Source organism: Methyloceanibacter sp. (assembly GCF_041573655.1).
GTDB lineage: Bacteria > Pseudomonadota > Alphaproteobacteria > Rhizobiales > Methyloligellaceae > Methyloceanibacter.
Genome location: NZ_JBFFQD010000017.1, coordinates 1 through 12,534 on the forward strand (window position 1 = coordinate 1; position 12,534 = coordinate 12,534).

Annotated in this window: 12 protein-coding genes and 2 tRNA genes; 10 read left to right on the forward strand and 4 right to left on the reverse strand. The window is 61.1% G+C overall.

Features of this window, described 5'->3' with window-relative positions:
- The 4 genes from ABY454_RS05845 to ABY454_RS05860 all read left to right on the forward strand — a co-directional run.
- Positions 1-1,011, forward strand: a 1,011-nt coding sequence (locus tag ABY454_RS05845) for an amidase family protein (RefSeq protein WP_372929249.1), incomplete at its 5' end; no start/stop codon positions are given.
- Between the two features lie 99 nt (positions 1,012-1,110).
- A complete protein-coding gene (locus ABY454_RS05850) occupies positions 1,111-2,712 on the forward strand; it encodes a phytoene desaturase family protein (RefSeq protein ID WP_372929250.1) in 1,602 nt (533 codons plus the stop codon).
- Positions 2,713-2,985: 273 nt separating this feature from the next.
- The gene (locus tag ABY454_RS05855; protein ID WP_372929251.1) at positions 2,986-3,507 is read left to right on the forward strand and encodes a DUF2924 domain-containing protein; all 522 of its coding nucleotides are present in this window, start codon (positions 2,986-2,988) and stop codon (positions 3,505-3,507) included.
- Positions 3,500-5,245 (forward strand): recombinase family protein, encoded by a 1,746-nt coding sequence (locus ABY454_RS05860; RefSeq protein ID WP_372929252.1) that lies wholly within the window; start codon positions 3,500-3,502, stop codon positions 5,243-5,245. The genes ABY454_RS05855 and ABY454_RS05860 overlap by 8 nt, the downstream gene beginning before the upstream one ends.
- A gap of 227 nt (positions 5,246-5,472) precedes the next feature.
- Here the strand turns inward: ABY454_RS05860 and ABY454_RS05865 are convergent.
- Positions 5,473-5,546: transfer RNA gene (locus ABY454_RS05865), tRNA-Gln, on the reverse strand.
- Between the two features lie 192 nt (positions 5,547-5,738).
- On the opposite strand from ABY454_RS05865, the gene ABY454_RS05870 reads away from it, so the two are divergent.
- Both ABY454_RS05870 and ABY454_RS05875 read left to right on the forward strand, forming a co-directional pair.
- Positions 5,739-5,815: transfer RNA gene (locus ABY454_RS05870), tRNA-Pro, on the forward strand.
- Positions 5,816-6,519: 704 nt separating this feature from the next.
- Positions 6,520-7,455: an MBL fold metallo-hydrolase gene (locus tag ABY454_RS05875; protein ID WP_372929253.1), complete on the forward strand. Its 936-nt coding sequence runs from the start codon at positions 6,520-6,522 to the stop codon at positions 7,453-7,455.
- Here ABY454_RS05875 and ABY454_RS05880 read toward each other — a convergent pair.
- Together ABY454_RS05880 and pdxH are read right to left on the reverse strand one after the other, a co-directional pair.
- Positions 7,403-8,320: a DUF1499 domain-containing protein gene (locus ABY454_RS05880; protein ID WP_372929254.1), complete on the reverse strand. Its 918-nt coding sequence runs from the start codon at positions 8,318-8,320 to the stop codon at positions 7,403-7,405. The two genes, ABY454_RS05875 and ABY454_RS05880, sit on opposite strands and share 53 nt — an antisense overlap.
- 74 nt (positions 8,321-8,394) lie before the next feature.
- Positions 8,395-9,054, reverse strand: a complete 660-nt coding sequence (gene pdxH, locus ABY454_RS05885; protein ID WP_372929255.1) for a pyridoxamine 5'-phosphate oxidase — start codon at positions 9,052-9,054, stop codon at positions 8,395-8,397.
- Positions 9,055-9,297: 243 nt separating this feature from the next.
- On the opposite strand from pdxH, the gene ABY454_RS05890 reads away from it, so the two are divergent.
- From ABY454_RS05890 to ABY454_RS05905, 4 genes are all read left to right on the forward strand, one after another.
- On the forward strand, positions 9,298-9,603 hold the full coding sequence (locus ABY454_RS05890; protein WP_372929256.1) for an RT0821/Lpp0805 family surface protein: 306 nt from the start codon (positions 9,298-9,300) through the stop codon (positions 9,601-9,603).
- 10 nt (positions 9,604-9,613) lie between these two features.
- Positions 9,614-9,796 (forward strand): hypothetical protein, encoded by a 183-nt coding sequence (locus ABY454_RS05895; protein ID WP_372929257.1) that lies wholly within the window; start codon positions 9,614-9,616, stop codon positions 9,794-9,796.
- A gap of 88 nt (positions 9,797-9,884) precedes the next feature.
- Entirely contained in the window at positions 9,885-10,703 is an 819-nt protein-coding gene (gene fabI, locus ABY454_RS05900; protein WP_372929258.1) for an enoyl-ACP reductase FabI, read from the forward strand.
- 70 nt (positions 10,704-10,773) lie between these two features.
- On the forward strand, positions 10,774-11,868 hold the full coding sequence (locus tag ABY454_RS05905) for an alpha-hydroxy acid oxidase (RefSeq protein ID WP_372929299.1): 1,095 nt from the start codon (positions 10,774-10,776) through the stop codon (positions 11,866-11,868).
- 32 nt (positions 11,869-11,900) lie between these two features.
- Here the strand turns inward: ABY454_RS05905 and ABY454_RS05910 are convergent, their stop codons facing one another.
- A complete protein-coding gene (locus tag ABY454_RS05910) occupies positions 11,901-12,290 on the reverse strand; it encodes a hypothetical protein (protein ID WP_372929259.1) in 390 nt (129 codons plus the stop codon).
- Positions 12,291-12,534 lie beyond the last annotated feature (244 nt).

Consider the following 12,534-nt stretch of genomic DNA (forward strand, 5'->3'; position numbering starts at 1 on the left):
CCAACCTACTTTCCCGAGTACGTCGAAGAACCAGGCGTCGACGCCATCTGCATCGGAGAGGCCGAAGAGGCCATCCTCGATCTGGTGGAAGCGGTGGAAGCCAAACAAGCGCTGACCCGCATCGACAACTGGTGGTTCAAAAACAATGGCCATTTAGAGCGCAACCCGGTTCGGCCCGCCGAAGACAACCTGGACCTTTTGCCTTTCCCTGACCGCGATCTGCTTTTCGGAAAGGATGAATTCACCGCGCAAAGCGGCATCAAACACTTTATCACCAGCCGGGGCTGTCCCTACGATTGCACCTACTGTTTCAACCACGCTTTGGCTGAAGTCTACAGAGGCAAAGGCAAACGCCTGCGCCAGATGAGCGTCGACAAAGTCATCGAAGACGCAATTCACGCATTACGAGATCTGGGGGCCGAGATCATCGATCCGGCGATCGGTGCATGGACTCCATTTTTCGGAGAAGCGGAAGTCGAGCTTTGCCTTTATGGATTCAAGCACGGCATCAATCGCTATCTAGCTTCTCATCCAACTTCGCCGATGCGGAGCTTGGCAGACGTCATTGCTTTCAATAGGGCCAATGCCGACAAGGTCATGCCGTACTTTCCGCAAGACCTATTCGAACGTGCGCAGTCCAAGGGTGGCCTCCAGGAGGAACATTATTTGAAGGCGAAAAAGGAATGCAGGCGCATGTCACGCACCGATGGGATCGACAAGGTGTTGACAGCCCACGCCCTAGACGCGCTGATCGCGCCAACTGATGGGACACCGCCTTGGGCCATAGATCTCCTGGTTGGAGACCACATCATCGGCGGCTGCTCCGCACCTCCCGCGATGGCGGGCTATCCGCACATCACGGTCCCAGCTGGCTTCTGCCACGGACTTCCAGTTGCGCTATCTTTCTTCGGCAACGCTTGGCAGGATGGCAAGTTGCTCGGCTACGCCTTTGCCTTTGAGCAGGCAACCCAGGCCCGACGGGCCCCCGCCTTCAGGCCAACAGTGCCCTGACTCGGCTAGGGAATCGGGAATAGAATATCGGAATCTGGCAAAATCGCTGAGTGATACTAGTCGCGCTTGGCGTCACCAGGGTTCTACGCGGGAGCTGGGATGCAGGCGTATGACGCAATTGTTGTTGGCGCCGGCCATAACGGACTGACTTGCGCTTGCTATCTGGCACGCGCCGGACTGCAAACGCTCGTACTCGATCAGTACCATACGGTCGGCGGGATGGCGACGACCGAGGAGTTGACGCTTCCCGGCTTTCGTTCCGATGTACATGCATTCGGGTTTCAGTTTGCCAATCTATCTCCGGTTCCAGATGAATTGGGATTGGCGGACTTCGGTCTTGAACTCATTCGACCCGAGATCAATTACTCTCATGTATTCCCCGGCGGCGGCATCATTTCGATGCATCGGGAGGTAGAGGATACCGTCGCCAGCATTGGCCGATACTCGAAGGCAGATGGGCAAACATGGCGTCGACTCGCGGGCGATTTCGTTCAGGCGAGGGATAACATTGCGCGTTGGATGAACTCCCCTCCAGCCTCGCTCGCAGATGAAATCGGCAACATGGCGCGAAGCCCTAGTGGGATGGAGGAGTATCGAGCCGGGCTACAGAGCCTCCGCTCGTGGGGCATGGAGCACTTCGAGCGGGAGGAGACTAGATTATTCATTGGTGGGTGGGCGTGCCACGTCGGTTTAGCCCCGGATGACGTTGGCGGTGGCCACATGGCCTGGCTGTTCGCCTCGCTCATTCAAGATCTGGGCAACCGCGCGGTGAAGGGCGGCATGCACCAACTACCGATGGCGCTTGCCGGATATTTGGACTCGCAAGGCGGCGCGATTCGAACAGGCGTACGAGTTTCAAAGATTGTGGTCGAAGACGGCCGGGCAACAGGGGTACGGCTCACGAGCGGCGAGGTTATAGCTCTCTCGCCTGAGGGTATCGTCGCGTCGAATGTCGACCCCCGCCAACTCGTCGTCGATCTTCTCGGCGAGGACCATATCGGTCGAGATCTCGTCGAAAAGATGCGGCGTTACGAATGGGGCGATGGATACTTGGTCATCTACTTGGCGCTCGATGGACCCGTAATCTACGACGCGGGACCGGATGCTCAATCCAGCGCCTATGTGCATGCTTCGCCGCCCTCGTTCGAGTATCTGGCCCGCATCTACACGGAATGCCGGAGCGGTAGGATACCTGCGTCCCCCTTCATGGTGATGCTGAACGATTCAGTAATCGACCCAAGCCGATGTCCGGAGGGGAAGGCGGTCATGAAGGTCCTCGTGCACAATGTACCCTACGAGATTGGCGGCGATGCCACTGGCAAAATCGACGGGCGCACTTGGGACAAAGTGAAGGAGCCTTATGCTGATTACCTGATTGACTATCTCACAGAAACCTACGCGCCGACGCTGAAGCGCAACATCCTCAAGCGAGTCGTGCATTCGCCGGTCGACATCGAGCGCCTGATGGTGAGCGCCGTCCACGGTACAGTTACGCATGGCGCCATTCTGCCCTATCAACTCGGCTCGCAACGTCCGCTTCCGGAACTAGCTCACTATCGCACGCCGGTTCTCAATGTTTACCTGTGCGGTTCGGGCAGCCACCCTGGCCCGGGAATCACAATGGCGCCAGGTCGTAACGCCGCGCAGGTCATGCTGAGAGACTTGTCCGCTTTGGGTCATGAGCGGACATCGGCGGGCTGATTGGTGATGTCTGCTTTGCTCTCCAAAGCGGACATGTTCCCCGTCCAAATCCACGCCACAACGCGGCTCAGGCGCGGGCGTTTCTGCGCTTTTCATGCGTGCGCGTTCTGGCGAAGCTAGGCGCAGATTCGACTGGACTTCGCCCGCAAAGAGAGCGTGTGTGGTGGAGACGGCCAGACTGACTGATCTCTGAACACGCCCCTGCCCGGCTTCGCTTCCGGGCTTGTCGGGGTGCAAAAGCTCGATTTCGGGGCTCGGATCAGGAGGTCAACCATGGACAGCCCAAATCGCCACTCCACGTGCGCTAGCGACGACAACCGCGATGCCTTTGGGACGCCAAGACCCGGCAGCCGGACGGCAACAGCCGTCGCGGAGACCGCAAGCCTCGAGGACCTTCGCTGCGAATGGCGTCGGCTTTACCGGAGCGAACCCCCGAGAATCAGCCGTCATCTTCTGATGCGCGGGATCGCCTATCGGCTGCAAGAGCTTGAGCATGGTGGGCTCAGCAAGGCGACACGCCGCAAGCTCAAGACCCTGGCGAAGATGTTCCGGACCACCTGCCGGGTCGCTCCAGACCCGGGCCTTGTCTTGAAGCCGGGCGCCCGCCTGGTCCGCGAATGGCATGGCCGCACGCACATGGTCACTGTAACGGAGGACGGCTTCGACTATGCCGGGACCAGCTATTCATCACTGACAAAGGTTGCGCGCGCGATCACGGGTGCGCGTTGGTCGGGACCCCGCTTCTTCGGGTTCGTGCGTGACGGTCGCTCTGCGAAGGATGCGGTCCGTGCCTAAACCCCAGCGGACGACAAGTCGCAACTCAAGTCGACTGCGGTGCGCCATCTATACGCGCAAGTCCTCGGACGAAGGCCTGGATCAGGCCTTCAATTCTCTCGATGCCCAGCGCGAGGCCTGCGCGGCCTTTGTGGTCTCCCAAAAGCATGAGGGTTGGACTGTTTTGCCGACCCTTTATGACGACGGCGGGTACTCAGGCGGGACGCTCGACCGCCCTGCCCTGCAGCGTCTGTTGGCCGACATCTCAGCCCGTAAAGTCGATGTCGTGGTGGTCTATAAGATCGATCGTCTGACCCGGTCGCTGTTTGACTTCGCCAAGATCGTGGAAGCCTTTGATGCGCGTGGGGTCTCGTTCGTCTCCATTACCCAGCAGTTCAACACCACCACGAGCATGGGACGTCTGACCCTGAATGTCCTCCTCTCCTTTGCGCAGTTCGAACGAGAGGTCGCCGGAGAGCGGATCCGGGACAAGATTGCTGCCTCCAAGAAGAAGGGCATGTGGATGGGTGGCCTACCGCCGCTAGGCTACGATGTCCGCGACCGGAAACTCGTCATCAACAAGGATGAGGCGCAGACTGTCCTCCATATATTCAAGCGCTATATCGACCTTCGATCGGTGCGTGCTCTCAAGGCAGAACTCGATTCTGCGGGCATCTGCAGCAAGCATCGGACCTGCAAGGACGGAACAGTCTACGGCGGTCGCAAGCTCTCCCGCGGGGCCCTCTATCTCATGCTTCAGAACCGCATCTATCGCGGCCAGATCACACACAAGGGCAACGCCTATCCAGGTGAGCATGAGCCCATCGTGGACAAAGCGCTTTGGAATCAGGTCCAGGCCATGCTCCACAAGAACCGGATCGATCGGGACATTGGAACATGCGCCAAGCATCCCAGCCTGCTCGCTGGATTGGTGTTCGACCAAAGCGGCGAACGACTGACGCCGACCCATGCCGTCAAGAAGGGCACGCGCTATCGGTACTATGTCTCGAAGTCTCTGATTACGGGAGCCGCAAAGGACAGCTCCCATGGGCGCAGGATTCCCGCCGGCGATCTGGAACGCTTGGTCATCGGCAGGCTGCGGGCTTTCCTCGCTGATGAAGGCGCCATCCTGAGCGCAATCAGCGAAGCGGTCGAGACCGGAACCGAGCAGCAAAGACTGATCGCGCGCGCCCGTCAGGTCTCAGAAGAGTTCCACACGCTCAGCCCTGACGCGATGCGCTCCATTGTCATGGCGCTCGTCCGCCGCATCGACATCACAGCCGACCACATCGAGATCGCAGGCTGTTGCCGAGGGCTTCACGACCTGCTTGCGGCGCTTGAACCCACTTGGACGGCACCGAGTGCCCAGAGCCACGACAGCGATGCCCTCAGGCTAACGGTAGAGGCAACACTTCAACGCGTCGGCCGCGAGATGAAGCTGGTCGTGCACGGTGCTGAGCACCAGGCAAAAGCCGATCCCGGCCTGCTTCGCATCATCGCCCGTGCACATGACTTCCAAGATCGGCTAATGCAAAACTCCGATCTGACCGTGCCGGCCATTGCCGTTCAGGAGCAACTCACGATCGGGTATCTGTCTCGCCTCTTGCGGCTTCCGTCTCTAGCGCCCGATATCGTCACGGCCATCATCAACGGAAAACATCCGCCTCAGCTCAGCGCAAAGCGCCTCATGCGTCTCGCTCTAAAACTCCCTACCGACTGGGCCGAACAGCGCAAACTCCTAGGTTTCTCGGAAGCTTAGCAGCGAGGTTAGCCCGCGTCCCACGCGCTGCGTCCCAGCCGCCGCCCGAAATGTTGACCCCCAAATGCCGCTCAAGAGATTCTCGCGTCACAGCGCGCGGGAATACGAAGCAAAATCGTCTCTTCCACTCACACCAGAATCCGAGGCGCCAAAATCTAGCGGAGTTCAGCGATAAATCGGGCCTCACCGCCCGACCGCTATTTGTTCCCGGTCGATTAGGAAAAGCGTGGCTGGGGCGCCAGGATTCGAACCTGGGATCACGGGATCAAAACCCGGTGCCTTACCACTTGGCTACGCCCCAACGCGCGTCATATTCTTCCGAGGAAGGCCGCCTTGCGCCACCGGTATATGGCAGGCGCGCTGCCCTCCTACCAGTATCGGGCCCCGCGGGCAACGCCCCCGCCCTCCCCTTGAGCGCGCTGAGATCTTAGGTCCCCGGCTTTGTTGCGGGGCCGCGCGGGGCCGTCTATATACGTGCCTCTTCACGCCAAGGCGGAGTGTAGCGCAGCCTGGTAGCGCACCTCGTTCGGGACGAGGGGGTCGCAGGTTCAAATCCTGCCACTCCGACCATTAATTCTCGATGTAATATCAATATATTAGGCGCTTCGTGGCAGATCCTCGGAAGCAGCTTCGCCCACGCTTACGCCCACGAAACAACTTTGGATGGCCAGTTATCCGTGTCGCCCTTCCCGCATCCCCCCACAAAACGCTCCGCCCCCAGATCGACGAAGGAGTGTGCGGCATGCCGATGGGCGCGGCCGCGAACCTTCCAACTGTTCTCCACCTAGGGCGTGGACTCATAAGCAGTCATCAGTTGACCCGTTACGGGGAATGTCTGCTTTGCCTCCGATAGCGGACGTGCGGCGAGCCCGCCTAAAGAGTCCGCTAAGTGCCAGAAGCGGACAATCCAGTGCATCGAAATAGATCCCTGCTCCGCAAGACACGTCTAAGTCTTAGGAACCTCCGGGTTCTGGCCGAAGGTAAAGCTGAGAGAAGCAGCGCTACTTCGACGCGGTATTCAGCCTCACTGTAGTATGGCGCGCGATGCGGAAACTTCTCGATCTGCCCTTCATGCATCCGTTGAATGTCATCGAAAGGCACCCATGCCCAAAGCGTGGAAATCAGTCACATTTTGCCCAAGAAGCCATGGCCAAAGTGCGCGCCATGAATGAGTTAACGCTGCCGGAGGGCGGCCCTGCCGCAAGGCGGCGGCTCCACATAAGATGCCGCCGCGCGGATTCACCAGAAGACCAATAAGATAAGACGTTCAGACCATGTCAGCGGAGCTTGCTTTCAATCGTAGCGCCGATGTCGATTACGGCGTGGCCAAGGAGATCGCGCCGGACGTCCGGCGCATCGTGGCCAATAATCCGAGCCCCTATACCTTCCTCGGCACCAACACCTATATCGTCGGCTCCGGCGACGTCGCGGTGATCGATCCGGGACCGGCGGACGCTGCGCATCTGACCGCGATTGCCGAGGCGACGCGCGGCGAACGCATCACGCATATCTGCATCACCCATAGCCATCGCGACCATTGCGACGGCGCGCTCCCGCTGCAGGAAAGGCTTGGCGGCGAGATCGTGGCCTTCGGCCCGACCGGCACGACGCGCGGCGCAGGAACGCCCGGGCTTGGAGATGCGTTTATCGATTCCGCCTTCACGCCGGACCTGCCGGTCGCCGACGGCGACACAGTGAAAGGGCGCGGCTTTTCGCTCGATGTCTTGCATATGCCGGGACACGCGCCGGACCATCTTTGCTTCGCGTTGGTCGGAAAACGCATCGTGTTCACCGGCGACCATGTGATGGGCTGGAACACGACGGTGATCGCGCCGCCGGAAGGCAATATGGGCGACTTCCTCACTTCGCTCGATAAACTGGCGCAGCGGCATGACCGAATGTTCCTGCCGGGGCATGGCGGACACGTCGAAACGCCGCGGCGCGTGGTGCGCGCGTACATCACTCACCGCAAATGGCGCGAGCAGAATATCCTAGCTTGCATCGACGATGGCGTCAGCACGATCCCGCGCATCGTGGCGAAGCTCTATGGCGCAATTGACGCGGACCTCAAAGGCGCGGCGGCGCTGTCTGTGCTCGCCCATCTGGAGCACTTGATCGCGCGGGACGTGGTGACGGCGGAAGGCGCCACGGACAAATTTAGCGCCTTCTACGTACGCGCCGCTTCCGACGCCGTTTCTTCTTCTTCTTGATTTCTTTCGCGGGCGCGGCGACCGGCTCCTCCGCCTTCTTGGGCGCGGTCTGCTCAAGCACCGTCTTCTCGCCTTTCTCAAGCGCCGTGTTCACCTCACCATAGAAGGCGCGAATGCGCGCGGCGTTGGTGCCGAAATCGTGCTGGCCGTAGCGGGACGCCGAACGCATATCGACCAATGTATGCGCGTCATCACCCTTGACGCGCACGATGACGTCGTCGGTGAACGCCATAATCATGGTCTGATCCGTCGCCTCGATGCGGCCGATACCGCTTTCGCCGGGCGTCTCATTAAGAACGACGTTCCAGCCGAGCCGCGAAATCGCCTCGCTTACCAGTGTGAACACTTCCGGTGCAGAACGCTCCAGATACATGGGGCCGATCTCGGAATAGGCTTCCGCCTGCAGCTTCGCTTGTTCGGGACCCGGATTGAGCAAGGGGTTGGCGTCCGGCGGCCGCTGCTCGGCGAGCATGGTGAAAATCAGCGGGTTGGCCGGCGAAGTCTGAATGTCAGTGAGTTGCGGCAGCTCTACGGCCTTGACCAGAAAATAGACCGGAAGCGCGAGCCCAATCAGGCCAACGGCAATGGCGGCGAAGTCCTGCGCGGCGCCGGTCTGGCCGCCGAACCAAATGCGTATCAGCGAAATCAGCGCGATGACGACGGCGATGGCCATGCCCACCACCGACACGCCGACGAGATTGACCGCCGCTGGCGTGCCGAGACCGGCGAAGCGATGCAGGATCACGGTCAAGATCAGCAGCTGGAGGAAGAACAGCGCGATGCGGCGCGCCCATTTCGCCTCGTGCGCTTCTTTCACCGCATAGCGCGCGGTCGAAAAACGATCGATGGAGTCTTCGGCCGTCACGTCACTTGATCCTCAATGGCTCGCGCCGTCCCGCTTCATTTTAGCTGGGAATGCCACCCGGTGGCAGCTCAACATCACGGATTGAGTCGCGTCTTTTCCCACGGCCCGTCCGGCTTCCCGCGCCGGAACACGATCCGGTCGTGTAGGCGGAACTCCCCGCGTTTCCAGAACTCGATCTCCACCGGCCGCACCCGGTAGCCGTGCCAATGGGGCGGCCGCGGGATCTTACCGTCGGCGAACTTCTCTTTATAGAGGTCGACATCGGCTTCCAGCGCGGCGCGGCTCTCCAAAGGCCGGGACTGCTGCGAAGCCCAGGCGCCCATCCGGCTTAAGGGATGGCGCGAGGCGAAATAGGCGTCCGCCTCCGCGTCGGTCACCGGCTCGATGGGCCCGCGAATGCGGACCTGGCGCCCCAGGCTCTTCCAGTAGAACAGCAGCGCGGCTTTAGGGCTGGCGGCAAGCTCCAGCCCCTTGGTGCTCTCGCAGTTCGTATAGAAGACGAATCCCCGCTCGCTGATTCCCTTCAAGAGAATCATCCGCACATTGGGCAGGCCATGCGCATCGACAGTGGCCACAGCCATGGCGTCAGGGTCGGCGGGCTCGGATTTTTCTGCCCTCGCCAGCCAATCCTGAAACAGCGCGAACGGGTCCTCGGCGGCCGTGAAGTCTTGAACTTCCATAGCTTTTTTCTCTTCGGCATTATTGACGTCCGTAAGGCGCGCGAGGGAATTCAAGAAAATTCCCGGCCCGATACGGCCATTTACGATTTCCTCACCCTGATAGTGCAGGATCGATCCCGTTGATAGAGGGCGCGGGGGAATTCAGTAGCCGCGTCACTGTTTGGGGACGAGTTTGTTATGCGTACGTTCCATTGGAACGCCCCTATCATCGGGGCGGGGGCTCTCGTGTTGTCTGTATTGCTCCCCGCCCTTTCTCCCCTTATGGCCGGGGAGAGTGGGGCACAAAAAACTACGGTGGTGGCCGTTGGCCCTGCGCCGCAAGGCCTTCAGGACCTCAAAGCCAGCCTCGATCAGTCCGATCGCACGATCGCGTTCCAGGCGCTGCAAATGGCGCTGAACGAGCTCGGCGACGGCGTGACGCTCAAATGGCGCCGGCCCTCCAGCCAGCTTTCAGGCCGAATCAAGCCTGTGACCGCCTTCCGGGACGATCAGGGCCGTATCTGCCGCCAGGTGGTTTATTCGCTGGCCCGCGGTGACCAGAAGAACGAGGCCCAAGGCATCGCCTGCCGTGCGCAGAACGGGCGCTGGGTCATCGCCGGCTAGAGAGGTCTTTATGGCTCAGCTTGACGAGAGGGGCGCGACGCCCGCCATAGCGGCGCCTGCCCTCAATGCGGACGACAAGAGCCGCCGTTTCACCCCGCTCCGGTCTTATGTGACCCCGGCACGCGCGCTGGGCAAGGACGTCAGGCGCGATCCGATGCGCTCGCCGCTCATCCCCCTCGCTCAAAAATCCTAGGCCGTTAGCCTCGATCCGGCGAAAGCCCTTACCGTGAGCTTCGCCCGGTGTATAAGACCCCGAATTCTTGAGGCTCGGAGGAGGGGTCATGGCCGACGGCGGAAATCTCATGGCAGGCAAGCGCGGCATCGTTTTCGGCGTCGCCAATAATCGTTCCATCGCCTGGGGCATTACCAAAGCCGTGACGGATCAAGGCGCCGAGGTCGCGCTGACCTATCAGGGCGAGGCCTTGAAGAAGCGCGTCGAGCCGCTCGCCGCCGAGGTGGGCTCAAAACTCGTGCTGCCTTGCGACGTGACCGACACCGCCTCGGTCGATGCTGTGTTCGAAACGCTCGCTAAGGAATGGGGCGAAATAGATTTCCTCGTCCACGCCGTCGCCTTCTCCGACAAAGACCAGCTCGGCGGCCGCTATGTGGACACCACCGAAGAGAACTTCACCCAGACCCTGCTGATCTCCTGCTTCTCCTTCACGGCGCTGGCAAAACGCGCCGAGAAGCTTATGCCGAATGGCGGCTCGCTTCTGACGCTGAGCTATTACGGCGCGGAGAAGGTCATGCCCCATTACAACGTGATGGGCGTGGCCAAGGCGGCGCTTGAAGCAAGCGTGCGCTATCTCGCGGCGGATCTCGGCAAGAACAATATCCGCGTCAACGGCATCTCGGCCGGGCCGATCAAGACGCTGGCGGCGTCCGGCATTTCCGACTTCCGCTATATACTGAAGTGGAACGAGTACAACTCGCCCTTAAGGCGCACGGTGACCATCGACGACGTGGGCGGCGGCGGACTTTACCTGCTGTCGGGTCTGTCGAACGGCGTCACCGGCGAGGTCCTGCATATCGACGCCGGCTACCACGTGGTCGGCATGAAGAACGAGGACGCGCCGGACATCTCCGTGGCGAAGGATTAGGGCGCTGCGCGCGCTTTACGACAGCCGATATCCGGGCATTGCCGATCTCAAGACCCGCGCAAAACGCCGCCTGCCAAACTTTGCCTTCGACTATCTGGAAGGCGGGATCGACGACGAAGCGTCAAAGCGACGAAACCGACAAGCCTTCCAAGATGTGCACTTGACGCCGCGTTACTTGCGCGATGTCAGCACTGTCGACACGCGCGTCACGCTGTTCGGGGCCGGATACGCGCTGCCCCTCGGTGTATCGCCGGTCGGGCTCGGCAACATGATGTGGCCGGGCGCAGAAGCGGCACTGGCCCGTGCCGCGCAGAGCGCGCGCATCCCCTACGTCCTCAGTACGTTCAGCACCACCTTGCTCGAGGACATCGCGCAGTTGGCGCCCGACGTGTGCTGGTTTCAGCTCTATGTCCCGCGGGATGAGCAGGTCATGGAGGACCTCATCGCACGCGTGAAGCGCGCAGGCTTTCGGGCCTTGGTGGTCACGGTGGATGTCCCGGTGGGCGCCAAGCGCAACCGGGAACTGAAGAATGGCCTGAAACTGCCGTTCACGATGACACCACGCATCGTCTGGCAGTCCCTGACGCATCCGACCTGGGCGCTCCGGACGCTGACACATGGCACACCGGATTTCGTCAACGTGACAAGCTACCGGACAGACCCAAGCCAAGGTCTAAGCGACTTCGTAACCAGCATGACCCGTCCGGGCGTGCCGCTGGACCACTTGCAGCGCATACGCACTCTGTGGGACGGGCCGCTGATCATCAAGGGACTTCAAGCGGAGGAGAACTTCCGCGCGGCGATTGACTGCGGGGTGGATGGCGTCATCATCTCAAATCACGGTGGCCGACAGCTCGATGCCGCGCCTGCCACGCTTGAGACGCTCCGGCAGTTGCCCGGCGACATCACCGACCGGTTGACCGTGATGATCGACAGCGGTGTCCGTACCGGGCTGGACATCGTTCGCGCTAAAGCGCTTGGAGCGCATGCCGCCTTCAGCGGCCGCAGTTTCTTCTACGGAGTTGGCGCGCTCGGCGAGGCCGGCGGCAAGCAGGTGATCGAAATCACTCGCGACGAAATCACGCGCAGTCTGCAGCAGCTTGGATGTCAGCGTTTCGAAGACATGGACGCAAGCTGGCTCGCGGAGCCTTGCGATAAGGATTAGGGCAGGACGCGAACACGCCCTGCCCCGTTTGCTTAGATCTTGCGGAAGACGGCGCCTCTAACCGAGCGCGGACGCTCGCGCACCCGGCCCCCGTCATTGCCCGACTTCACGATCCACTGGCCGGCTTCGTTGCGGCCGGTGATGTAGCCCACATGGTGCGACCAGACGACCACGGCGCCGACGCGCGGACCGTTCAGGCCCCGGCCCCGCTTGGCCCAGTTCCGGGCGAGATTGTATTCAGGTCCGCCGCCGAACTGGGTCCGCATCCACCAGCCGCACCAGCGGGATGGCCTCGGCCCCACGCTGTGGCGCCCGGGTTTTGCGGGTTTCTCGACTTTCTTGGTCAGCCCCGCGAACGCGGGGAAAGCCTCAGCCGGGGTGAGGGGGGCAGCGCCCGCCAGCAAGGCAATGGTCAGACTCATGAAAACAGCATGCGCAGCACGCATCGAATACTCCTTGTTTTTTGTCTTGGGAGGGGATGACCGGCGAGGTCTCGGCCGGTCCGCGCTTCATTGGCGCGGAGGCGCAAACTACGGAAAAATAAGACGAAAACTGGCCCCGGAGACGGCCAGGATGGGCCAATTTTCGGGCCTGGCGGGGCTGTTGGCGCCCCTATTCCCTCAAAATCCCCAAGCTTGCGCCGTTTGACCCTTCACGCCCCCTAAA